Below are 23,056 nucleotides of genomic sequence, written 5' to 3' on the forward strand. Positions count from 1 at the left end.
CTCACCCGCAGAAGGCGCCGTCTACCAGGCTGTCCATTGCGCCCTTGTAGCCGAAGCCGAACAGGGGTGGCACTTGGTTGAGGCTGACGGTTATCGCGCGGTTGGGGGTGTAGCCGCCGAAGACGAAGAAGCCGTCCATGGCGCCGCCGTGGCTCCAGATATCCATGCCGCAGGCGTTGGTGCGGTGGTACAGGCCGAGGCCGACATCGTCGGGGCGGGCTGGGTCGTCGCCGTGGATGGTGTGCTGCATTTCGGCGAGTTCGGTTGGGCGAAGCAGTTTTCCGGAGAGGAGGGCGGTGAAGAAGCGGTTCAGGTCGGCATCGGTGGAGACGAGCGCGCCATCGGCCAAGCCCCAGCCCGGGTCGATATCGGTGATGTCGACCTGGGCGCCGTTGAAGATCTGATATGCGCGTGGGTGTGGACCGCGAATCACGTTCTCCTGCGGGAATTCGGGCCAATAGGTGTCTCGGAGATCCAGCGGGATCAGGATCCGGGAGGTCACCTCGGCGCCAAGCGGTCGTCCCGTGACCTGCTCGATCAGCTTTCCGGCCAGCAGGTAATTGGTATTGGAGTAGCCGCAACGCGAGCCGGGCGCGAAAAGCGCGGGCATATCCAAACCGAGTCGGATCAGCTGATCCGCGGTTTGGTACCGCTGCAACGACTCGACCGACCCCCAGTCCAATCGAAGGAGATAGTCCGGGATACCGCTGGTGTGCTGCAACAGATTTCGGACGGTGATCAGATTCCCGTCACCGCCGGGGCCGCGCACCACACCGGGCAGATAACGCTCGATCGGAGCGTCGAGCTCGACTCGCCCCTCCCCCACCAACTGCAGCACCACGGTCGCCACGAAGGTCTTGGTATTGCTGGCGATCCGAATCTGTGCGTCATCCGGGAACGGAGCGCCCGTCGCGAGATCGCCGACGCCGCTATTGATCTGAGTCGCGTCGCCGTCGGCGGTCACGACCAGCTGCCCCCCTGGCACGAAAGCCGAACGGGCCAGGTCATCCAGCCTGGCTTGCAGCACCTGGGGGTGTACCGTGGCCGGCTGCGCCGAGGACGCCGCGAGATGCGGCAGCACCGAAATCATCAGTGCGGCAACCAAAGCCGTTGTTACATTGAACCGCCGCATCAATCCTCCTTCGTCGCGACCCGCTCTGCCGCGCGTCGTTGGTCGGAATGTCTCGTCGGATCAGCCGTTATAGGACACATGCGGTGTCCAGTCGTCGAGGGGACGGACGGCGGCGGCGTGCAATGCCGCGGCGACCCGCTCCCGGGTGAACGCACCTTCGCCGAGCACACCATTGATCTGCACCGCGACGGCGCGGAAACCGTCGGGTGCCAGGGTGGTGTCCAGGCTGGTGACGAGATTGCGCACCGCCGCCTTCTGCACACCGAGCGATGCCGCCTCATACCACGGCTTATCCGCCGCGGCGCTCCCCGTGACGAGCACGCGCGCACCGGGAGCGAAGAACGGCCGCGCGGCCTGCACCGCGGGCAGCAGCGCCGCGGCGCCGATCGTGAAGTCCTCGATCAACTCCGCGACCGTCAACCGCAGCGGATCCGCCTGCCGGAAGATGCTCGGGTTGAAGTGCAGCACGTCGATGCGCCCATGCCGCTCGCCCACCTCGGTCACAACTCGAGTGACATCGTCGGGATCGGCCAGATCCACACCGACACCTTCGGCATCGAAACCTTCGCCCAGCAATTCCTTCGCCAACGGCTCGGCCTCTGCGCCGAACCGGCAGGCCAGCACCACTACATACCCGTCGCGCGCGAAAAGACGGCCGACGGACAGCCCGACGCCGGGACCGGCACCGAGCACGAGCAACACGGGAGCAGCCATATATACGAGACTAGATCGTCAATCTGTGCAGGTCACAATGTCCGATTCTTGCCTGCCCCGAGCGGCGTCGGTAGCACTGGGAAGGTTGAGCGTGGTAACAAGTCGCTAGCGGGTATGACCCCGACATGCGCTGTGTCGGAACCCGAGACGAAAGCTGAGGCGGCGAGAATGACCCGGGACCTAGGCCGCCGCCATGGATGACGACACCGTCGAGCTCCCCAAAATCACCGAGGCTCGGCCCACCGGACACCGCCGAGCAGCGCACCGACGAGCGGAACCGAAACCCCATCGCGCCCGCAAAGCGGCAGAGATCGCAATGCGTGTCCTGACATCGATCGCCGCTCTCGCCGTGCTGTCCGGCACCGGATTCGCCTGGTCGGCCAAGACCGAATTCGATAACGGCTTCACCCACAGCGATGCGATCGGCAAGGATGCACCGCGCTCACTCGGCGGCGATCTGAATATCCTGCTGATCGGCCTGGATACCCGCAAGGACCTCGACGGCAACGACTTGCCGAAGGCGATCCTGGACCAGTTGCACGCCGGCGACGGCGACAACGGCGGCTACAACGCGAATTCGCTGATTCTGCTGCATATTCCCGCGGATATGCACAAGATCGTGGCGTTCTCCATTCCGCGCGACGACTATGTCGCGGTCTCCGGCATTCCGGGCTACGACCACGCCAAGATCAAGGAGGCCTACGGGCTGAAGAAGGCCGCCACCGAGACCAAACTGGAAAACTCGGGCATGAAGGACAAGGTGGCCCTGGAACGCGCGGGCCGCGAGGCGGGGCGGGCATCGATTGTGCAGACGGTGCGCAATCTGGTCGGCGTCCCCATCGACCGCTTCGCCGAAATCTCGCTCGTCGGCTTCTACGATCTGGCCGATAAGCTCGGCGGCGTCGATGTCTGCCTCAACCACGCGGTCGACGACAGCTACTACTCCGGCGCAGTCTTTCCCGCGGGTCCGCAGCATCTCGATGCCGCCAATGCGCTGTCCTTCGTGCGCCAACGCCACGGATTGGAGAACGGCGACCTCGACCGCACCCACCGCCAGCAGGCCTTCCTCACCTCGGTCGCCAAATCGCTGAAGGACGCCGGCACGCTGACCAACTTCAGCAAGCTCTCCGGTCTCATGGATGTGGCGCACCGCGATGTCGTGCTGTCCGACGGCTGGAACCTGCTCGACTTCGCCCGCGACCTCGGTTCGGCGGGCTCGATCTCGGTCGAATTCCGGACGCTGCCGGTGCTGCGCTACGACAATATCGACGGTCAGGACGTCAATATCGTCGATCCGGCGGCCATCAAGAAGGAAGTGCGCGCCGCCTTCGGCATCGAAACCACGCCGACCACCTCGACGCACACCCCGACCAGCATCGTCGATTTCCGCAATGCGAGCGGATACACCGGCCGGGCCGCCCAACTCTCCACCGCACTCACCAAGCGCGGCTATACAGCGGGCACGGTCGACAGCGGCACCACCCGCGCCACCTCCACCATCACCTACGGCACCGGCGCCGAGACCGATGCCGCGCAGCTGGGCGACATCCTCGGCCTCACCGCGACCGTATCGCCGAATGTCGAACCCGGCCACATCACCGTGGTCGTCGGCACCGATTTCACCATGCCCACCGAACTCGTGCCGACCACCAGCGCGTCCGCGACCACCACCTCCGCCACACCCGCACCCGATGCGGGCAAGCCGGTCGCGACCACGATCGGCAGCAGCGTCCCCTGCGTCAACTGACGCCGGATATCGGCGCAGGTCACACCCGCGGCGGCGAACCACGCCCGAAATGGCCGGTAAACTACGGCACGGGCCAGTACGTCGTTAGGTGCGCCGCAGGGAACGCACGGCGAAACACAGGAGAGTCATGTCGAGTCGCCGTTTCCGGTGGAGAGCAGCTGCGGGTTTTGCATTGGTGATGACGTTGCTCGTCGCCGGATGTTCATCGAAGTCGGAAGCGCCGACCACCCAGGCCGGACCGCCGCCGCCCCCGATCGTCATCACGCCGGGCGGTGGCAACAATGTCGATCCGCTCGCGCCGGTCGTGGTGACCGCGAACGACGGCATGCTCACCTCGGTGAAACTCACCAATGAGGCGGGCCGTTCGATCGAGGGCATCTACACCCCGGACAAGACGGCGTGGAAGCCCGTCGATCCACTCGGGTACGGGCACACCTACACGATCAGCGCCGAAAGCCTCACCATCACCGGCCGCGTCGGGCCGACCACCTCGACCTTCAGCACGCTGGCGCCGAACAACCAGACCAAGGTCTATATGACCACCACCGGCGGCACACCGCTGACCGACGGCGGCACCTTCGGTGTCGGCACCGTGGTGGTCGCGCATTTCGACGAGGACGTCCCGGATAAGGCCGTTGCCGAGAAGCGGCTCTCGGTGACGACCGACCCGCCGGTCGAGGGTTCCTGGTATTGGCTCGACAAGCGCAACGCGCACTGGCGGCCGCAGCACTACTACGCGCCGGGCACCAAGGTGACCGCCACGGCCAACATCTACGGCGCGGACCTCGGCGGCGGCCTCTACGGCCAGGAAGACACCAAGACCACCTTCACCATCGGCCCGTCGCATGTCTCCATTGCCGACGACAACACCAAACAGGTGCAGGTCTTCGAGAACGGCAATCTGATCCGCACCATGCCCACCTCGATGGGTAGAGGTGGCAGCGAGGTCATCGCGGGTAAGACGCTGAGCTTCTGGACCCAGCCGGGCATCTACACCGTGATGGACAAGGGCAATCCGGTGATCATGGACTCCTCCACCTACGGCCTGCCGGTCAATTCCCGGCTCGGCTACAAGGAGGCCATCGGCTGGGCCACCCGCATCAGCACCGACGGCATCTATCTGCACCAGCTCGATTCCACGGTCTGGGCGCAGGGCAGCCAGAACCTCTCGCACGGCTGTCTGAACCTGAGCCTCGCGAATGCCCAGTGGTTCTACAATTTTGCGATTCCGGGCGATGTGGTCGAGGTCCGCAATACCGGCGGCGCACCGCTAGAGGTCTGGCAGAACGGGGACTGGGGCGTGCCCTGGGACGAATGGCTCCAGGGCAGCGCGCTGCACTGAGTCTTTGTCGCCCGGAAAGAATTTCCGGGCGAAAGTTCCAGGTGTGGCAGAATCGTCGGCATTATGACCGTCTTGACCAGCGCTTCTCCGGACCGATTGCCCCGAGGGCCGCATCGCTTGACCCGGGACGAAGTCGTGACGTCACAGCGCGAGCGGCTATCTATCGCCGCACTGGAGGCGGTCGCCGAACTCGGCTACGGCCCGACCACGATCACCGATATCGTCGGTCGGGCCCGGGTGGCCCGGCGCACGTTCTATGGGCTGTTCGAGAGCAAAGAGGAATGCTTCACCGCCGCTTTCGATTTCGCGGTCGACGTCATCACCCGTGAACTCGACCGGGTGGTCACGGAATCGGGTGCGGACACCTTCGTCGAGCTGGTGCGCACTACGCTGGAAACGTATCTGGAGTTCCTGGCCGCCGAGCCCGCCGCCGCACGCGCGCTGCATATCGAAACCCTCGCCGCCGGACCGGGACTCATCGCCCGCCGGGCCCGCACGCACCGCATGTTCGGCTATCGGATGGTGGCCGCGGCGCGAATCGGTGTGCGCGCGGGCGAAGTTCGCGCCGAACCCGATCCCGGACTGATCGATGTGCTGCTCGGCGGCATCGACGATCGAGTCCGGGCCACCCTGATCGAGTCCGGGCCGCAGGAGCTACCGGCCTTGGCGCCCACACTGACTCGCGCCGCACTGGTCTTGCTCGGCTCCGGCCCGGCCTGATTCACCAGCCCGGCTCGCCGTCGACCGGAATGTTCACCCAGCTCGGCTGATTCGGGTCCAGCTCGATGTGCTGCGGCTTCAACCCGCTCTCATTCAGCAAGGGGCGCAACGGAAGACTGCTCGGGAAGTTTCCGGCGAAGATGTCGACGCGCAGCCGATGCCCCGGTTGCAGCACACCGTCGGTGGCGAACATGCCGATATCGATGATTGTCGGCTGACCGGGCACGATCGGTTCGCGGGTGTCCAGGGTCAGATAGGGGTAGGGGTCGGTGTAGTCGCCGTTGGCAGAGCGGGTGGCCTTGCTCTCGTCGACGGCGCGCAGGGATGCGGTGCGCTGGCCGTGTGTCCACTGGGTCGAACGTCCGTCCGGCGCAACGTCGTTCAGTGTCACGGTCCAGTAGCCGTCGGTGGCATCGAGGACCGTATCGAGGTGTATCGCGATCGGGCCGGAGATCTGCGTCGCTACGGCGACCGGCGCGCTCGTGAAGGTCAGGCCATTGGACTCCGCGATCCGCGAATCCTTCGTGCATATATCCGGGAGCGGCAGAATGCCCGCTGTCCCCTGTGCACCGTCGCGTGAGCAGAGCGTGGTCAGGCCGGGTCCGATCGAAACCCGCGCGGGTCCGCCCGGCTCGCCGGTGAGGCTGCCGTCGTAGGCGCTGCCGGGTGCGGTGCCCGAGGCGGCCGCGTTCAAATACATACGGCGGTAATCCATATCGGGCCGCGGGAAGGCCGAGGTATGGGTCCAGCCGCCGCCCTGCTGCCACAGGGTGACCTGGTCGTAGTCATCGATGCCGTTGTCGATTCCTTTGAGCCACTTGTCGAACCATGCGCGCTGCAATACATCCAGGGCCGCCGGTCCGTCGGTGTCACCCATGCCCGAGCCGGTGGTGATGTGATAGTTGTTGTCCATCACCAGCTTCTTCTGGCTGTCGGGCACATTGATCGCGTTGTAGACCCGCGGCGAGGAGTAGGCGAAGATGTCCTGCCAGCCGCCGTAGACGAAGGTCGGCACATCGATGCGATCGGGATGTCCGATCCAGGCCGTGCGCAACGGGCTTTGCTCGTCGAGCACCGAATACATTTCGGGCGGAATCTGATCCATGCTCTGGGTGCCCAGCGCCATGATGATCATATTGAAGAAGGTGAACGGGTCACGGACACGATCCGCCAGCCAGGTCCAGTCGAACTTGCCCGCCAGCATGGACACCACGTCGGGAATCAATTTCGTGCCGTCGACGGCGAGCAGCCATTCCGGGATGAACCCGATGCCGAGTGCGCCACCGGGTGCGGCCACGTCACGGATCAGATCGCTGCCCGGCACGATCGGGAAGATCGCCTGCAGCGCAGCGGGTCTGCGCTCCGCGGTCTGCAACTGGTTGATGGCCGAATAGGAGATGCCGCTCATGCCGATCTTGCCGTTGGACCACGGCTGCGCCGCGGCCCAGTCGACGACCTCGACGCCGTCCTGCTGCTCGCGATCACCGAACACCTGCCAGGTGCCCTCGGAGAAGCCGGTGCCGCGCACGTCGACGACCACCTGGGTGTAGCCGCTCTGCACCAGTTTGCGATCCACCGCGAAGGTGCGCGCGGTGCCGCCCGCCAATGCCTGTGCCAGATCGCTGATCCCGCTCAAGCCGTAGGCCGAGAGATCGAAGCCGTGCAGCGCCTGCATCAGCGGCTCGGCCAGGCCGGGGATGGCCAGCACGGAGTCGGCGATATTCGCCACCAGCTTGGTGTAGGGCGTGAGGTTCACGATGGTCGGCGTCGGCTCGACGATCGGCCGGCCGGAGGCGTCGGCCGGGTGGTACACATTCGCCTTCAGCACCGTGCCGTCACTCATGGTGATCGGGATGTCCCAGTCGATGTAGACGTTCGGATACTGTTGCGGCCCCGCATGAGTCGCGGTCAATTGCGCATCGAGACCGAGCGTGGCCTGGGTCGGCGCCGCGGCGACCACGACTCCGGCAAACACGGTGAAGGTGGCTATCGCAGCAGCCACTGCCTTAATCGGACGTCGACGTCGGATCATGCTTGCCCAAACCCTCCCGGCAATGAGGAACTACCCCGTTCCCATCAACGATTGGGTACAGTAACGTGCATCACCGTTGGTCCGCAACCATGACTCACTGCAACGCCCTGTACAGCACACCTTGGACCGTGGACCGCAGTTAAGTTGCCAGGCATTCTGCCCGAACCGACTGCGCGGCAATCGGACCGCTTATCAGGCCAAAGCGATATCCAATCGCTGGTAGAGCGGGACGAACACATTGGTCCGGTAGCGGCGCTTTGTGATGGTCCAGGGACGGCCGGACGCGGTCATCGCCTCCAGCACCGCGGCCAGTTGCACATGGGTCAGACTCGCGCCGAGGCAGATATGACGACCGCCGCCGAACCAGAGCTGCCGGAGTTCGTGCACCTTGCCCAGCCGCAGGTCGTAGCCGCCCGCCGCATTGTTGATCGACCAGGTCATGATCTTCACGCGGTCGCCCGCGCGTAATCGTCTGCCCGCCAACTCGATATCCGAGACGACACCGCGCCCGACGATCGGCATCGAACTGGTGACCCGCAGCGCCTCGCGCACCGCGTCCGGAATCAGGCTCCGATCCTCGATCAGTTCGTGCTGAGCCTCGCTATCGTGCAGCAAAGCGACCATCCGACCCAACGTGCTCGCCAGCGTCGCGGTTCCGGCGACGACCAGGAAGGCCGCCATGCGGCGGGTGATTTCGGGTCCGAGGCCGAGTTCGCGGCTGCGTCCGATGGTTGTGCTCGGGTCGGCGGTTTCGTAGACGGCGGGCACGGCGGCGGCGATGCGGTCGGCCACAGCGCGTCCCCTGCGGGCATTGCGTTCCGAGACCACCGTGGTGTCGTAGTTGCCCTTGCCGAGGTTGGCCATTGCCTCGACCAGGCCGAAGAGTTCCTCGTATGCGGCGGGTGAATCGTCCACCGGCAAGCCGACCAGTTCTGCCATGGTCCGTCCGGTGAACTCGCGCGAGAACTGCGCCATATCAACGGTTTTCCCGGCGGACAGATCCGCGGTGAGTTGGCGCAGCATCGGCCCCACCGACCGCTCGGTGACCACCCTGGACCGTTCGGGGGTGAACAGATCGCGAACCTGCGCCCGGAATTCGACATGCGGCTGGCCCTCGAACAGTTCGAAGACCCAATCGCCGAGCATCTGTCCCCACCAGTGCCCGGATGCGCCGACGCCGATAATGCTGAAATGCTCGGTGTCGCTGTGTATCTGGCGTGCCAGTTCCGGGTCGGCTACCAGCCAGCCGAGTTTGGGTACCCGCCGTATCGGCTTGATCAGCGATCCGGCGGCGAGTACCAGGGGCAGTGCGGGCTGGGCGAATCCGTGCAGCGCGTATTCGTGGGCGGCGGCGGTTTTCACGAGGCGACTCGCTCACTCGTGCCCAGCGACCGGAATTGGTCCAGCACGAGGTGGGTGGACATGACGGCCAGGCAACCCCATTCCGCGGCAGTGGCGGCCCAGGTACCGGTCTGATCGATCGCCGTGCGCCACATCCGTTCGGTGGCAACCGGATCGAAGATCCCGTAGCGCCGCACCGAATCGCGGGACAAATGGTCGTGCGCCAGATCAGCACCCGAACCGGTGAGATACCACGGGCCGACCGGCGTCATGAACGGCTTCTTGCGCCTGCGCACGATCTGTTTCGGCAGCACGTCCGCGGTGGCCCGCTTGAGCGCGTACTTCTCGGTTCCCCAGTGCACCAGCATTTCCGGTGACAGTTCCGCGCAGACATCGATGACATCGCGGTCGAGGTAGGGCACGCGCACCTCGATGCTATTGGCCATCCCGAGGCGGTCCGAGATCGGCAGCACCCAGTGTGGCAGCCGGGTGTAGAACTCGAAATGCAGCTGGCGGCGGAGCTTGTCATGTGGCGGTGGCGGGGCGAGCGGGGATGGTGCCGGAAGGCCCTCGGGTGCAATGGGGGCCGTGGTGTCGCCGAGGGCGCTCCACAGGTAGATCCAGGGCGGCACCTCGCCGTAGCGTGCGGTGTATTCGGCACGTCGTCCTGCCACTGAGACGATGTGGCTGTCCAAACCCGATGGCGCACCGACCCATTTGGTGGCATTGCGCCAGATTGCGGTCTGGGCCCATTTCGGCTGTTCGAACCGGGAGCTCAGCTTCATCAGGCGGTAGAAGTCATAGCCCGCCAACAGTTCGTCGGAACCGTCGCCGCTCATGGCGACCTTGAGGCCCTTGTTCCGAGCGAGCTCGGTCAGATCGAGGAACGGCGTCGCCACCGCGCCGTACCAGAACGGTGATTCGAAGTGCCACAGGCTCTTCGGCAGTAGCTCGCACGCACGAGCGCCGGTAATCTCGACCTCGTCGTTGGGCACGCCGAGGGACTGGGCGACCAGCCGCGACATCGGCGTCTCGTCGAGGACTTCGCCGGTGAGCCGGATGCTCGCGGTGGTGAGCGGGGCATCGCAGCGTCGGGCGGCCACCGCGGCAATGGCGGAGCTGTCGAGGCCGCCGCTCAGCGCGATTCCGGCCTCCACCTCGTCGGGCAGGCGTTTGCGCACCGCCGCAGTGAAGGCATCGTTGAAGCGTTCGATCGCGGTCCGGCCGGTGAGCAGCGGTGCATCGGGATCGCGGCGCAGGAACGGCGTGAAGTAGCGCTGTTCGGAAATACCGCGACGATCGATCGTGACGATGGTCGCGGGCGGCAGATCGTCGATGCCCTGCCAGAAGGTGCGCGGTGCGATGGTGTGGCCGTAGAACAGGCAGTCGCTGAGGCCCTGCGGGTCCATGGTCGCGTCGACCAGTCCGGAGGCGAAGATGCCCTTGATCTCCGAGGCGAAAACGATCCGGCTGCCGCGGTGGTGATAGAAGAGTGGTTTGACGCCGACCCGATCGCGGGTGAGCAGCAGCCGTTCTCGGCGCGAATCCCACAGGGCGATGGCGAAATCGCCGTCCAGGCGTTCGACGAAGCCCGGACCGTACTCCTCGTAGAGGTGCGGGATCACCTCGGCGTCGGAGTGGCTGCGGAACCGGTGCCCGCGCGCGGCGAGCGCATCACGCAGTTCCCGATGGTTGTAGATCTCACCGTTGAAGACGACGTGGACGGTGCCGTTCTCGTTGCGGACGGGCTGCGCGCCGTGCTCGACATCGACGATGGCGAGGCGTTGAAAGCCGAAGGCGACATTGCGGCTGTGCCAGGTGCCGAAACCGTCGGGGCCACGATGGCGTTGGATCTCGTTCATCGCCGCGATGGGGGTCGGATCGACCGGTCCGGCGAAATCGACTATTCCACTGATGCCGCACATGTCACTGTCTTCCGGTATCCCAGTCCTGCGGTCGGATGCGACGCCGGTCGAGTCGGACGCTGAACGTTCCGCCCGGCCAGGTCAGGGTGTTGGTGCCGTCCTCATCGACGAAGTAGCTGGTGCATCCGCCGGTCGACCACACCCGGGTGCCGAGCAGTTTCCGTGCGCGCGTGACCCATTCGCGCTCGGCCCGCTCGGACGGGCTGTAGCGGCGAATCCCCTTGGCCCGCATGTGCTCGATCGTCTTGGCGATCAGCTTCGTGGTGGGTTCGATGGCGAGGAACTGCGAGGTGTGCGGCAGCGCCGTATTCGGTCCAGTGACCGCAAACAGATTCGGCAGGCCCGCGAAGGCGATGCCGCGATATGCACGAAAACCATCTCGCTGGAACTTCTTTCGCGTAGAGGTCGTCGTGGTGCGGAACTCCGGGAAGTGCGCGATGGAATCCTGAACGTGGAATCCGGTGGCCCACACGATCGCGTCGACCTCGTGCAGCTCGCCGTCGGCGGTGCGGAGGCCGGTCGCGGTGATCTCGGTGATCTTCTCGGTGCTCAGCCGCACATTCGGGCGGGTGAACGAGCTGTAGTACTCGTCGGAGACCATCGGTCGCTTGCAGCCGAATGCGTAGTCGGGCGTGAGTTTGCGCCGCAACTCGGGATCGGGCACCTGCTCGGCCAGCACCTTGCGGACGACCCACTCGTATACCGAAACCAGCCGCGGATGAAATACGGCGAAGTGCATGGCCTCCAGGAACAGGAAGACGAATCCGCGTGCCGCCAACCGAATCGGCGGCACGGTGCGCAGTATCTTGCGCACCGTCGGCGGAATCGGCCGGTCCAGTCGCGGAATCACCCAGGCCGGAGTGCGCTGGAACGAGATGAGCTCACCCGCCGACTTCGCCAGCGCGGGCACGATCTGCACCGCGCTCGCCCCGGCCCCGACTACCGCAACCCGCTTGCCCGCCGGTTCGAATGACGGGTCCCATTTGCTCGAATGCATCTGCGGCCCGGCGAAATCGGAGCGACCCGGGATGTCCGGAATAGCCCCGGCGTGCAGGGAGAAGTAACCCATGACGACGGCGCGGGCCCGGACCAGTCTGCCGTCGCTCAGCCGCAGCACCCACTGTTCGGCCTCGTCGTCGAAATCGGCCTCGGCCACGTCACTGTTCAACTGCACATGCCGTCGCAGATCGAAGTTGTCGACGACCTGCTCGGTGTAGGCGCGCAGTTCGGGCTGGGTCGCGTACACGCGGGTCCAGTCCGCATTCGGCGCAAAGGAATACGAGTACAGCACCGATGGCACGTCGACCGCGCAGCCGGGATAGACGTTATCGCGCCATGTGCCGCCGATGGCATCGGCACGCTCGAGGACGACGAAGTTGTCATTGCCGAGGCGTCGCAGATTCACCGCGACGCCGAGCCCGCTGAAGCCCGAGCCGATAATCGCCACATCGTAATTCGACATTGACGTCATCCGGCGGCCGGCTGCGCGCGGTCCGGCAGGAGCAGTTCGGTGAGCTCATCGAGCGCGGCATCCATGGCCCCGGTGAGATACGACATCGGCGGCAGCTTGTCCTGGACACCGAGCACGCCGAAATGCAGCCCGCCCGAGTAGCCGATGCAGGTGAAGTTCAGCGAATTGCCGTGCATGAGCAGCGAGATCGGATAGATCGTCTCGAGCCGAGCGCCGTTCCAGTACAGCGGGTTTCGCGGGCCCGGCACATTGGAGATGCCCATCGGGTGGGAGGAGGCGGTGTTGGTGCGGCCGAAGCTGAGCCCGAGGATCCACGGCAGGGTGACCGCGAGTCCGTAGCCGATGACCTCGTTCGGGGCCATCCCACCCATATGCTGTTTCGCGGCGCGGATGTAATACTTGACCGCGCTCAACCGGTCGCGCGGATCGGCGATATCGGTGGCCAGCGCGGTGAACATCATGCCCGCGCGGGTGCCGGCGCGGGCGTCGTCCTCCTCGCGCAGATCGGTGGGCACGCCCGCGGTCAACGACTCTTCGGGCAACGTAGCGTGATCGATCAGGTAGCTGCGCAGCGCCGTGCTCACGAGGTACAGCACGATGTCGTTGATCGTGCAGTCACCCGCCTTCGCCAATCGCTTGAACAGCGCGAGGTCGTAGCGACGCCTGGACAGCTCGCGCGCGCCGGTGATGGTGCCGTTGAGAATGGTCTTCGGCTGCTGATATGCCTTCTGCGCCATCGTCTTATCGCCGCGTGCACGTCGGAAGGCATCGCGGGCGGCCGATCCGACACCGCGCAACAAGGCCAGCACGCCGGTCAATGCGGCGAGCAGGGCACGGAACGGATTCGCCGTACCGGCTTCCGCCGATTCGGCAGCCGGGCGCACCGTGAACAGGTCCGGCACATTGCGGGCGGCGGCATCCTCGGTGAACGTATCGGTGAACAACCGCATGGCCGATGCGCCGTCGAGCAGGCTGTGGTGCACCTTGAGCAGCAGCGCGAAACGATCCTGGGCCAGCCCTTCGATGACGTGCAATTCCCATGGCGGACGGCTCATATCGAGCTGCTTCCGATGGATCGACGACACGAGCTCGGTCAACTGGTCCTGGCTGCCCGGCTCCGGCAGCGTCCACTCCCGGATGTGCTCGCTCAGGTCGATATCGTCGACCTCACGCACCACGGCCGCGACACCCGGCGGCGGGAACTTCAGGGGGCGGAAGTTCCACGGTTGCGGCAGGCTCGCCGGTGCGTCCAGCCCGGCCCGCCACTGCCGCAGGAACTGGGCCGCTCCGCCCTCGGGTGCGGTGAATTCCAGCAGGAAGGCGATATGCATTGGCATATCGGGTGATTCGAGCGACAGCCAGACACCGTCGGTCGCGGTCAATCGATGCAACGACATCTACATCCTTAGAGTGTGCTCGGCGAATGGGGTCAGGCGGGCCGTCGGATCAGGTCGAGATCGAGATCGATGGGGATGACGGCGAAGTGGAAGCGATCCTTCGGCGCCTGCGCGCCCGCGGGCAGACGCACCTCGAAGTTTCGGCAGACCATGCCGGTCACGTTCTTGATCTCCAACATCGCCAACCCACGCCCCGGACAGAAGCGCGGACCGGCCCCGAACGGGGTGGAGACCTCGGGCCGGTGCGTGCCGTGCTCGGTGCGCAGCCAGCGATCCGGGTCGAAGCGCAGCGCGTCCTCGAAGTTTTTCTCCTGCAGGCTCGCATGCTGCACATTGACGATCACCCAGGTGCCCGCCGGGATGTGCACACCGTCGATCGTGGTGTCGACGGCGGCCTCCAGTCCGACGATCGGGGTCGTCGGCCGCAGCCGCATCGATTCAGCGACAACGGCTTCCAGATACGGCTGCCGGTCCAGCGCCGACGGGATTTCGGCGACCTCCTCGCGAATCCGTTCCTGCACAGCCGGATTGCCCGCGAGATGGTAGAGCAGCCAGGCCATGGCGTTGCTGGTGGTGTCCTGACCGGCGATCAGGATGGTCAGCGCCTCGGCGAACAGCTCGTCATCGGTGAAGGAGGTGCTGCCGTCCTGCGCCAGCAGGAAGGCCTCGATGAAATTCGTCGGCGCCGCAGGCAGATTCGCGCGGGCCCGACTGATGACGCCGGTGAGATCGGTGCGCAGCGCGGCCAGTGCGCGCTCGAGCGCCCGGTCGTCCGGAAGTTTGACATAACGCCAGTACGGGAGCGGGCTATTGATCCGCCGGTTGATGAGCGGGAAGATCAGCTCCAGGTGCCGCTGGATGATGTCGCCGGACTGTTCGATGGTGTTGATGTCGTAGTCGAAGGTCAGTTTGGCGGTGACGTCCACCGTGTAGCGGGTCAGGTCGGCGCGAATATCCTTGGGCGACTGCCGTTCCCAGCGCTGCCGCAGCCGTCCGGTGATCGTCTCCAGGATGGGATGGAAGCTGCGCAGATGCGAGGCATTGAAGGCGGGCATCGCCAGCTTGCGACGCAGCCGCCACGCCTCACCCTCCAGCGAGAACAGTCCGTTGGACCCCATCTCGTCCATGACCGATTCGATCGCCGACTGCCGCCGGAACCCACCCGGCCGGTCCCGGAAGATCTCGCGGTTCAGATCGGGATCGCTCACGACCACGATGTGCCGCCCCGGCATCTTCAACTGATAGAGCGGGCCGTACTCATCGCACCACTCGTCGAACTGACGGTGCAGCAACGAGGGCCGCATCTGCGGGAGATTCCCCAGCAACGGCCACCGGCTCGGCCCCGGGAGATCATCCACGGTCTTGGCGGGTGAGATCGAGACGGACAAAGCTGGCGCCTAACGTCTAAAGGAACTGGTGGAGTCTCGGCGGGCGAGAAAAAGGCGCGAGAATCTTGTCTCGAAGCACAAAGAAAGGTCCGCCGAGTTTGTTCATGAATGCGACCAGGGGCGAAGAATAACGACAGCCTCCCCGCAGTCGAAACATTCGGCCAGACCGTTTGGACAGCCTGCTGCCATTAATGCCGAGGCGGGCGATGACTCAGCGCGAACAATGGCGACCGTAGCCAGCGCGAGCTGGCAGTGTCAACCCTGACGATTCGTCATCGTTGACTTTCCGCAGGTAGAGGCGAAATAGTGAGGAACGCAACAGTACCTTATCTTAGGCATGAATCTGAAACAAAGCCTGGTCGCTGACGTTCTGACGAAATGCGCTATCCCCCAACGTTGCCCGAGGTCGTCGCGCACGGCCGAGCGCGGGGCGACCAGAGAATGCGAGCGAGAAAACCGAAAGTTATTCGGGATTGGTGAATCGAGGCTAGACTCTGCCCGTATCGGTCGGATGTCCAGGGTCGATGCCGCCTGCGCGAGTTACTCCTGGGAGTTCAGATCAGAATTCGTCCGGTCATGGGTTCACAAGGAGACACCATGCAAGTTTTCGGCAGCTGGAACCATCTATTCGGAAAAGTGAGACCGGCGGTCGCCGCAGCCGCGATGACAGTCGCGGCCAGCGCCGCTATCACCGGGCAAGCGAGCGCCGAAACGGCCGCGGACGCCCACTATGTGGCCCTCGGTGATTCCTTCGCCGCGGGCGCGGGCGTATTTCCGCAAACCGAGCTCGCCACGTGTTCACGCTCCGCCGTCAACTATCCGTCGCTGGTCGCGAAGGAGCTCGGCGTCGCGACTTTCAAGGACGTCACCTGCGGTGGGGCCACCTTGGACGACCTCGCGAGCCCGCAACGCGGCGTCGTCTCCGGAACCGCCGCACCGCAGTTCGATGCGCTGACACCGGACACCACCCTGGTGACAATGACCATGGGCGGCAACGATATCGGCCTGGCGAGCCAGGCCCTGCGGTGCGGAAATCTCCTGCCGGAGCCCTACGGCACGTCATGCGCGGACTCCTTCACGGCGAACGGCGGCGACACTTTCGCGGAACGGACCAAGGCTTTGGCACCCGTCTACGGCACCGCGATCGATGAAATCCGCTCACGCGCACCCGAAGCCATGATCGTGATCGTCGGGTACCTCACCGCTTCGCGCGAAGGCGCCTGCCCGGGACAGCAGCCCGCCTGGCCGCGCGACGCCGACTACCTCCAGGACGCGCTGGTCAACCTCAATACACTGCTGCGCAATGTCTCCGCCGCACACGGCGCGATCTTCGTCGACACCGCCACCTCCAGCATCGGACACGACATGTGCGCCGCGCCCGAGCAGCAGTGGATCAACGGACTCATCCCCTCGCTGTCGACCCCATCCATTGTCCCGCTGCACCCCAACACCTTCGGTGAGCAGAACATCGCACAGCAGGTTGTCGCCGTACTGCGATGAGATCACGGCGCTGGGCGCGGTACAGCGCCCAGCGTCACTGTGACACGGCGTCAGGAATCGGCGGACGGTCGAGCCAATCGGTCAGCCGAGCAGGCACGATGCCCAGTTCCTCCCAGACCGCTCCCGTATCAACGGTCTGCGGTCGGGAATCCAACAGCGCCCCCAGCCGCATTCGCCGACCACCAAGAACACGACACGCCCACTTCTATCATTGCTCCGACATCTACCAACGCTAGATCTAGCGGTGGTAGATAGTAGACGCGCCGAAACCGCCGCTGTCAATGGCGATTCGCTAGTCTGCGAACAATGGACGCAGCAAAAGAGTGCACCGCATGAGGCGGGCCCAGGGCCGGGCCGGTCACGAGGATCGTCGTCGAGCGATCCTGGAGGCGGCACTCGAGGTTTTCGCGGAACGCGGCTATCAGGGCGCGACCATTGCGATCGTCGCGGAGCGGGTCGGGCTCAGCCAGCAGGGCGTGCTGCACTACTTCCCCAATAAGCAGACACTGCTGGCGAATGTGCTCGCATTGCGCGATCAGAACGATCTCGATGTCCTGCTCGCCACCGCACAGGGCCGTGCGACAACCCTGGAACTCCTTGCCGAACTGGTGGAACGCAATGTCGAGCGACCCGGAATCGTGCAGTCGTTCACGGTGCTCGCGGCCGAGAGCGTCACCCAGGACCATCCCGCGCGCGACTACTTCGTCGATCGGTACGCGCAGGCCCGGGAGATGCTGACCACCTTCCTGGAGCGCGCACTGAGTGGCGATCCGCCGCGTGGCGTCTCACATCGAGATGCCGCCGTATTGCTGATCGCGGTTCTGGACGGTTTGCAGCAGCAGTGGTTGCTGTCGCCGGATGAGGTGGATATGCCCGCGCTGCTGCGCAAGTTCCTGCAATTGATCCAGCCGGATGGCGGTTCGAGTTTGTAACGTATCGATAACATTACCTACTGTCCACTAGGTAAATCATCCATACTTCGAGGTAGATGCCCGCGCGTCATACGAACAAGGGAGTCGACCGACATGGCGAATCACCGAGCCGACCGCGAGGCAGTGGTCGAAAAGGCGTTGGCCGCACTGGATCTGGATGCGCGTTGCCGCCTGCTCGCCGGACAGGACATGTGGTCTCTGCCCGCGATTCCGGAGATCGGGTTGTCGTCCCTCGTGATGTCCGACGGTCCGATCGGTGTGCGCGGCGTGCACTGGAGTCCGGAGGATCCCTCGGTCGCCCTGCCGAGCCCGACCGCGCTGGCCGCCACCTGGGATCCGGCTCTGGCCCGGCGGGCCGGGCAGCTGCTCGCGCAGGAGGCACGGCGCAAGGGCGTGCACATGCTGCTGGCTCCGACGCTCAATCTGCACCGAAGTCCGCTGGGCGGCAGGCATTTCGAGTGCTACTCGGAGGATCCGCTGCTGACCGGGGCGATCGGCGCGGCCTACGTGACCGGCGTGCAGGAGGGTGGCGTGGCCGCGACGCCGAAGCATTTCGTGGCCAATGATTCCGAGACCGACCGATTCACCGTTGACGTGCGGGTGTCCCAGCGGGCACTGCATGAACTGTATCTGGCTCCGTTCGAAGCCGTGGTCGAGCAAGCCGAGCCATGGGCTTTGATGGCGGCGTACAACAGCGTCAACGGCGTCACGATGACCGAGCACAATGCGCTACAGAACGAAATCCTGCGTGCACGTTGGGGTTTCGACGGCGCTATCGTTTCGGATTGGACCGCGGCGCGCAATACTGTCGGCGCGGCCGTCGGCGGGCTCGATATTGCGATGCCGGGACCGCAGAGCGTTTTCGGCCACGCCCTCGCGGAAGCGGTTCGCGCAGACCAGGTTCCGGCCGAGACGGTCGAGCAGATGGCACGGCATGTGCTCCGGCTCGCCGCCCGGGTTGGCGCGTTGGCCGGGGCACCACCTGAAGTCGCCACGGTGCCCGCGACGATCAACGGCGATGTGCTGGCTCGCGAGATCGCCCAACGCTCGATTGTGCTGCTGCGCAACGAGAGTGGCGTGCTTCCGCTCGGCAAGGTCCGCCGCATTGCGCTGATCGGCCAGACCGCCGACCAGCCGAGGGCGCTCGGCGGCGGTAGCGCCCAGGTGTTCCCACCGCATACCGTCTCACCGCTCGAGGGTCTAAGGGCCGTACTCGATGCGGATACCGAAGTGGCCTATGCCGTCGGTGCGGATCCCCGAGTCAAGATTCCCGCCGCAAAGGAAGGTTTCGATCTGCGGGTCCAGCTATACGGCGCAGCTGACCGCCTGCTCGGTGAGCATCCGCTGCCGGAGGCCACGATCGAATGGATCGGTGAATTCCCGGACGGGATCGCGGTCGGGGAACTGCATCGGGTCGTTGTCACCGGCACCTTCACGCCACCGGCGACGGGAACGCACACCTTGGCCATCGCCGGTATCGGACCGTTCCGGCTGACGGTCGGCGATGTGACCTGTTTCGACGACGCGATCGTTCCGGAGGGCGATCCGCTGGCGGCCTTCCTCCGCCCGCCGGAGACGCTCTTCGAGGTCGAGCTCACGGCGGGACAGCAAGTTTCGATCAGTCTTACGCATACCGTCACGACGCTGCCGGAGATGCCCATTGCCTTCGAGAAGTTCTCGCTCGGACATCAGGAACCGAATATCGACCCCGAGGCCCTCATCGAAGAAGCGGTCGCCGCAGCGGCGTCGGCCGAGGTGGCCGTGGTGGTCGTCGCCACCACCCCCGAGGTGGAGAGCGAAAGCTTCGACCGCACATCGCTTTCGCTGCCCGGTCGACAGGATGAGCTCGTCGCGCGGGTCGCCGCCGCCAATCCGCGCACCGTGGTCGTGGTGAATACCGGGTCCCCCGTGCACATGCCGTGGGCCTCGGATGTCGCGGCGATTCTGCTCACCTGGTTTCCAGGGCAGGAAGGCGGTGCCGCGCTGGCCGATGTGCTAACGGGGCGGGCCGAACCGAGCGGACGACTGCCCACCACCTGGCCCGCGCATCAGGACGATGCGCCGGTGCTGAATGTCACGCCGACCGATGGTGCCCTCGCCTACGAGGAGGACATCTACATCGGATACCGCGCGTGGCAACGACTTTCGACCGCACCGGCGTACTGGTTCGGGCACGGAATCGGTTACACCACTTGGGAATACGAGAGCGCTGCCTTCGCTCCCGATCCGGCATCCGGTCTCGGCACGCTTACCGTGACGGTTCGCAATACCGGCGATCGTCGCGGCCAGGAAACGATCCAGACGTATATCGCGCATTCATCCCAACCGGAGCGCCGACTGGCCGCCTTCGCGGTCGTCGAAGCCGAGCCGGGCGAGACGGCCGAGGTGGAGATTCCGATCCCCCGCCGGGCCGCCGAATCCTGGGATGAGGCAACGGAAACCTGGGTACTACCGGCCACCGCCTACGACCTGCTGACCGGTCGATCGGTCGCCGATATCCGCCTGACTACCGCCATTCAAGGACCACACGCATGAAATTGCGCCGAATCACCTTGTTCCTCACCGGATTTGCTCTATGCGCCGCAGCGATGTTCGTGGCCGTCGCCGAGCCGGGACCATATCCGACCGCCACTTGGGAGCAGGTGCAGGACGAGGAAACCCGGTGGGCACAGGAGGGCAAGGCCGAAGCCCCGACGCCTCCCGGAGTCAACCGGTACGACTGCGTGCCCACCGTCCCTGGCGCGGTTCCCGTTGTCCTACTACATGGTTTCGCGGGCGACGAGTACCGAGCCTGGGGCTATCTCGGACCGGCACTCGCCAACGCGGGCCTGTGCGTCTATTCCTTCTCCTATGGCGGCAGCAATGCCATGCAGGGCGGCGGCAATGGTCCGCTCGCCGATTCGGCGGTCGAGATCAAGCAGAAACTGACCGCGCTGACCACCCGGCTGGGCGTCCAGAAGGTCGACCTGATCGGCCATTCCGAGGGCGGCATCATGGCGCAGTACATCGTGAAAACCGATCCGGCGATCGCCAGTGGTGTCCGTTCGGTGACCACCATTTCCTCGCCGACACACGGCACGCTCGGCGATCTCGGCGCGACTCTTGTCGGAAATCTCCGCGACAAGCTGCCGGCACCGCCCGCGGTGAAGGATCTACTGGCCGGGTCGGCCTTTCTACAGGAGCTGAACTCCGGACCGATCACCGTTCCCGGCGTCGCCTACACCACCATCAGCAGCCGTTTCGACCCGATCTCGTCCTTCGGCCAGAACCAGGCCATGATCGCGGAGCCCGGTGTCGACAACTACGTCCTCCAAAACGTCTGCCCCGGAAGCAAAGCCGGGCACAACGGCACGGCCTTCTCACCCACCACCGCCGCACTCGTGCTCAATGCGCTCGATCGTTCGACAGTGCGCCCGATTCCGTGCCAGGACGACTCAACCGGTTAGCAATACCGTTGTTGTATTTCGTTGTGCTGCAACGAGTCCAGTCCTTACCGTGGATTGCGTGGTGAACGCGAGACAACTGAGCCTGGGCCACCCTCCCCACCTTCGGCGACATCCCCGGTGCATGGAAGGCGGCTAAACTTGCTGTCTCGCCAGCTGAGGGTTGGCGAGATAGCGATGTTGTTCGTAGCACTCATCTTTGGAAGGACGCATGCCCACCACAGAATCCGAGCTGGACGATCTCTATGCGGCCATCGAGAAATCCGCGCGGTTGTGGAACGTCCCTTGCACGCGAGACACTGTCTGGCCCAACCTGACCGCATACGGCACGATGCTCACACAGTCCGTGATCTCTTTCAGAGTGGTCACCGACGCCCGCCGCTCGGGAGACCTCGACTACCGTTTTCTGACGCTGCCGAGAGACACCGACCCTTACAACATCGCCCTTGCCAACAAACTGATTCCCGAGACCGATCATCCGGTTGGCGCTCTGCTGGACCAGGTCCGGAAACAGTGCCCCATCGACAGTTACGGGATCGACATCGGTGTAGTCGGCGGCTTCAAGAAAGTCTGGCCGTTCTTTCCTGCCGATGGCGTGCAAAAGGTATCGGAGCTCGCCGCACTCCCGTCCATGCCGCCTGGTCTCGGCGAACACGTCCGCATGTTCGCACGTCACGGCTTGGAGGACAAAGTCGGCTTGCTCGGCATCGACTACCACGACAAGACGATGAACGTGTATTTCCCCGGTCTGCCTGCCGACTGCTTCGAACCCGGCGCCATCGTGTCGCTGCACCGAGATGCCGGATTTCCGGACCCGAGTGATCAATTCCTCTCGCTCACCGAGAAAGCATTCGATATATACGCCACCTTCAGCTGGGAGTCTCCCCGGATCGAGCGCCTCTGTTTCCCTGTGATAACACCGGACCCGAGAACACTCCCAGTCCAGATCGAACCGCGCTTCGAGCAACTCGTCGACAAAGTTCCGATCAGCACAAACGACCGTCGCTTCACCTACGCCGCGACCTCGTCGCCCCAGGGAGAATCCTACAAATTCAGTTGGTTTTACCAATGGCAACCCAGAATACTGGACAAGATGAAGACATCCGATTCATAAACTGCCTGGAGTGTTAGTGCACGAACGCGGTCGGGATCGCTTGTGCACCAACAGCATCGAGACCGCTCAGGTCAGCGGTGAGCATCGTCGGGGTCGGGAAGAGATAGGAAAGGCCGAACTGCTCCAGGCCGCCGACGGGTTTGCCATAGGCCGTGACGAGATCGTCGAGAACATCGCTGTCCGGCACGACACCGCGGATGTCGTCCTCGAAGGGGTCCCACGGCTCCCCCGCGAGCAGCCGTTGCACCCTGGACACCAGATGGATCAGGCCCTCGATATGCGGCACATGCACCACGAGTAGCGCGGCATCTGTTGCGGCTGAGGATATTTCGATGACACCCGGATCGCCGTCCATGTCGATCGTGCGCCGGTAGCGGGTCGGTGCGGCGCTCTCGACACCAGCGATCGCGGTGCGCGCCAGCTGTGCCAATCGCCGCTCGATGTTCGTCCCCTCGGCCACCGCTACCCGCAGCGCGAGACCGCCATCCACGACAAGCCGATCCGCACGCCGCCGACGTTTGCGCAACTCGACAGGCGTTGCGCGAAATATCGCGGCCATCACCCGATTGAATTGACGCAGGCTCCCGAATCCGGCGGCGAAGGCGATATCGGTGACCGACAGATCGGTATCGTCCAGTAGCCGTCGCGCGAAATGCGCACGCCGCGAACGGGCCAGCTGATCCGGCGTCGCACCGACCTGCTCGTGGAACATTCGCCGCAAGTGACGTTCGGACACCGCAAGCCGCGCGGCGAGTTCCGCCTCATTGCCCTCGTCCAGTGCACCCACGGCAATGAGATCGATAGCGCGACAGACCAATTCGGATGCGCTCGTGGGCTTTCGATCACTCCGATAGGGCC

Annotated in this window: 17 protein-coding genes; 8 read left to right on the forward strand and 9 right to left on the reverse strand. The window is 64.8% G+C overall.

Annotated features, from left to right (window positions below; genetic code table 11):
• Position 1: 1 nt before the first annotated feature.
• Positions 2 to 1,132, reverse strand: a complete 1,131-nt coding sequence (locus ACZ60G_RS15970) for a serine hydrolase domain-containing protein (protein WP_465810859.1) — start codon at positions 1,130 to 1,132, stop codon at positions 2 to 4.
• 60 nt (positions 1,133 to 1,192) lie between these two features.
• The gene (locus ACZ60G_RS15975; protein WP_465810860.1) at positions 1,193 to 1,846 is read right to left on the reverse strand and encodes an SDR family NAD(P)-dependent oxidoreductase; all 654 of its coding nucleotides are present in this window, start codon (positions 1,844 to 1,846) and stop codon (positions 1,193 to 1,195) included.
• A 193-nt stretch (positions 1,847 to 2,039) separates the two neighbouring features.
• On the opposite strand from ACZ60G_RS15975, the gene ACZ60G_RS15980 reads away from it, so the two are divergent.
• The 3 genes from ACZ60G_RS15980 to ACZ60G_RS15990 all read left to right on the forward strand — a co-directional run bounded on the left by ACZ60G_RS15980 (position 2,040) and on the right by ACZ60G_RS15990 (position 5,655).
• On the forward strand, positions 2,040 to 3,593 hold the full coding sequence (locus ACZ60G_RS15980) for an LCP family protein (protein WP_465810861.1): 1,554 nt from the start codon (positions 2,040 to 2,042) through the stop codon (positions 3,591 to 3,593).
• A gap of 127 nt (positions 3,594 to 3,720) precedes the next feature.
• Positions 3,721 to 4,935 (forward strand): L,D-transpeptidase, encoded by a 1,215-nt coding sequence (locus ACZ60G_RS15985; protein ID WP_465810862.1) that lies wholly within the window; start codon positions 3,721 to 3,723, stop codon positions 4,933 to 4,935.
• A 63-nt stretch (positions 4,936 to 4,998) separates the two neighbouring features.
• A complete protein-coding gene (locus ACZ60G_RS15990; RefSeq protein WP_465810863.1) occupies positions 4,999 to 5,655 on the forward strand; it encodes a TetR/AcrR family transcriptional regulator in 657 nt (218 codons plus the stop codon).
• A 1-nt stretch (position 5,656) separates the two neighbouring features.
• Here ACZ60G_RS15990 and ACZ60G_RS15995 read toward each other — a convergent pair whose 3' ends face one another.
• From ACZ60G_RS15995 to ACZ60G_RS16020, 6 genes are all read right to left on the reverse strand, one after another.
• Positions 5,657 to 7,687 carry a CocE/NonD family hydrolase gene (locus tag ACZ60G_RS15995; RefSeq protein WP_465810864.1) on the reverse strand — a complete coding sequence of 677 codons (2,031 nt, stop codon included), beginning with the start codon at positions 7,685 to 7,687 and terminating at the stop codon, positions 5,657 to 5,659.
• Between the two features lie 192 nt (positions 7,688 to 7,879).
• Entirely contained in the window at positions 7,880 to 9,049 is a 1,170-nt protein-coding gene (locus tag ACZ60G_RS16000) for a cytochrome P450 (protein WP_465810865.1), read from the reverse strand.
• Entirely contained in the window at positions 9,046 to 10,953 is a 1,908-nt protein-coding gene (gene asnB / locus ACZ60G_RS16005) for an asparagine synthase (glutamine-hydrolyzing) (protein WP_465810866.1), read from the reverse strand. The genes ACZ60G_RS16000 and asnB overlap by 4 nt, the downstream gene beginning before the upstream one ends.
• A 1-nt stretch (position 10,954) precedes the next feature.
• Positions 10,955 to 12,415, reverse strand: a complete 1,461-nt coding sequence (locus ACZ60G_RS16010) for a flavin-containing monooxygenase (RefSeq protein WP_465810867.1) — start codon at positions 12,413 to 12,415, stop codon at positions 10,955 to 10,957.
• A 5-nt stretch (positions 12,416 to 12,420) separates the two neighbouring features.
• Positions 12,421 to 13,821: a wax ester/triacylglycerol synthase family O-acyltransferase gene (locus ACZ60G_RS16015; RefSeq protein WP_465810868.1), complete on the reverse strand. Its 1,401-nt coding sequence runs from the start codon at positions 13,819 to 13,821 to the stop codon at positions 12,421 to 12,423.
• A 32-nt stretch (positions 13,822 to 13,853) separates the two neighbouring features.
• Entirely contained in the window at positions 13,854 to 15,209 is a 1,356-nt protein-coding gene (locus ACZ60G_RS16020; RefSeq protein ID WP_465810869.1) for a cytochrome P450, read from the reverse strand.
• 597 nt (positions 15,210 to 15,806) lie between these two features.
• Between ACZ60G_RS16020 and ACZ60G_RS16025 the strand changes: the two genes are divergently transcribed.
• From ACZ60G_RS16025 to ACZ60G_RS16045, 5 genes are all read left to right on the forward strand, one after another.
• Positions 15,807 to 16,709 (forward strand): SGNH/GDSL hydrolase family protein, encoded by a 903-nt coding sequence (locus ACZ60G_RS16025; protein WP_465810870.1) that lies wholly within the window; start codon positions 15,807 to 15,809, stop codon positions 16,707 to 16,709.
• A 332-nt stretch (positions 16,710 to 17,041) separates the two neighbouring features.
• On the forward strand, positions 17,042 to 17,641 hold the full coding sequence (locus tag ACZ60G_RS16030) for a TetR/AcrR family transcriptional regulator (protein WP_465810871.1): 600 nt from the start codon (positions 17,042 to 17,044) through the stop codon (positions 17,639 to 17,641).
• A 93-nt stretch (positions 17,642 to 17,734) separates the two neighbouring features.
• Positions 17,735 to 20,176 (forward strand): beta-glucosidase H, encoded by a 2,442-nt coding sequence (locus ACZ60G_RS16035; RefSeq protein WP_465810872.1) that lies wholly within the window; start codon positions 17,735 to 17,737, stop codon positions 20,174 to 20,176.
• A complete protein-coding gene (locus ACZ60G_RS16040) occupies positions 20,173 to 21,087 on the forward strand; it encodes a lipase family alpha/beta hydrolase (RefSeq protein ID WP_465810873.1) in 915 nt (304 codons plus the stop codon). Before ACZ60G_RS16035 ends, ACZ60G_RS16040 begins: the two co-directional genes overlap by 4 nt.
• Positions 21,088 to 21,295: 208 nt before the next feature.
• On the forward strand, positions 21,296 to 22,198 hold the full coding sequence (locus ACZ60G_RS16045) for an aromatic prenyltransferase (protein WP_465810874.1): 903 nt from the start codon (positions 21,296 to 21,298) through the stop codon (positions 22,196 to 22,198).
• Between the two features lie 13 nt (positions 22,199 to 22,211).
• Here ACZ60G_RS16045 and ACZ60G_RS16050 read toward each other — a convergent pair whose 3' ends face one another.
• Positions 22,212 to 22,985, reverse strand: a complete 774-nt coding sequence (locus ACZ60G_RS16050) for a helix-turn-helix domain-containing protein (RefSeq protein WP_465810918.1) — start codon at positions 22,983 to 22,985, stop codon at positions 22,212 to 22,214.
• Positions 22,986 to 23,056 lie beyond the last annotated feature (71 nt).

It is taken from the genome of Nocardia sp. NPDC102475 (assembly GCF_055584605.1).

Excerpts from the sequence above, each read along its gene's own strand:
- ACZ60G_RS15995 (WP_465810864.1), bottom strand. The coding sequence starts at position 7,687 with ATGATCCGACGTCGACGTCCGATTAAGGCAGTGGCTGCTGCGATAGCC.
- ACZ60G_RS15990 (WP_465810863.1), top strand. The coding sequence starts at position 4,999 with ATGACCGTCTTGACCAGCGCTTCTCCGGACCGATTGCCCCGAGGGCCG.
- ACZ60G_RS15985 (WP_465810862.1), top strand. The coding sequence starts at position 3,721 with ATGTCGAGTCGCCGTTTCCGGTGGAGAGCAGCTGCGGGTTTTGCATTG.
- ACZ60G_RS15970 (WP_465810859.1), bottom strand. The coding sequence starts at position 1,132 with ATGCGGCGGTTCAATGTAACAACGGCTTTGGTTGCCGCACTGATGATT.
- ACZ60G_RS16035 (WP_465810872.1), top strand. The coding sequence starts at position 17,735 with ATGGCGAATCACCGAGCCGACCGCGAGGCAGTGGTCGAAAAGGCGTTG.
- ACZ60G_RS16025 (WP_465810870.1), top strand. The coding sequence starts at position 15,807 with ATGCAAGTTTTCGGCAGCTGGAACCATCTATTCGGAAAAGTGAGACCG.
- ACZ60G_RS16045 (WP_465810874.1), top strand. The coding sequence starts at position 21,296 with ATGCCCACCACAGAATCCGAGCTGGACGATCTCTATGCGGCCATCGAG.
- ACZ60G_RS16040 (WP_465810873.1), top strand. The coding sequence starts at position 20,173 with ATGAAATTGCGCCGAATCACCTTGTTCCTCACCGGATTTGCTCTATGC.
- ACZ60G_RS16030 (WP_465810871.1), top strand. The coding sequence starts at position 17,042 with ATGAGGCGGGCCCAGGGCCGGGCCGGTCACGAGGATCGTCGTCGAGCG.
- ACZ60G_RS16010 (WP_465810867.1), bottom strand. The coding sequence starts at position 12,415 with ATGTCGAATTACGATGTGGCGATTATCGGCTCGGGCTTCAGCGGGCTC.
- ACZ60G_RS15980 (WP_465810861.1), top strand. The coding sequence starts at position 2,040 with ATGGATGACGACACCGTCGAGCTCCCCAAAATCACCGAGGCTCGGCCC.
- ACZ60G_RS16015 (WP_465810868.1), bottom strand. The coding sequence starts at position 13,821 with ATGTCGTTGCATCGATTGACCGCGACCGACGGTGTCTGGCTGTCGCTC.
- asnB (WP_465810866.1), bottom strand. The coding sequence starts at position 10,953 with ATGTGCGGCATCAGTGGAATAGTCGATTTCGCCGGACCGGTCGATCCG.
- ACZ60G_RS15975 (WP_465810860.1), bottom strand. The coding sequence starts at position 1,846 with ATGGCTGCTCCCGTGTTGCTCGTGCTCGGTGCCGGTCCCGGCGTCGGG.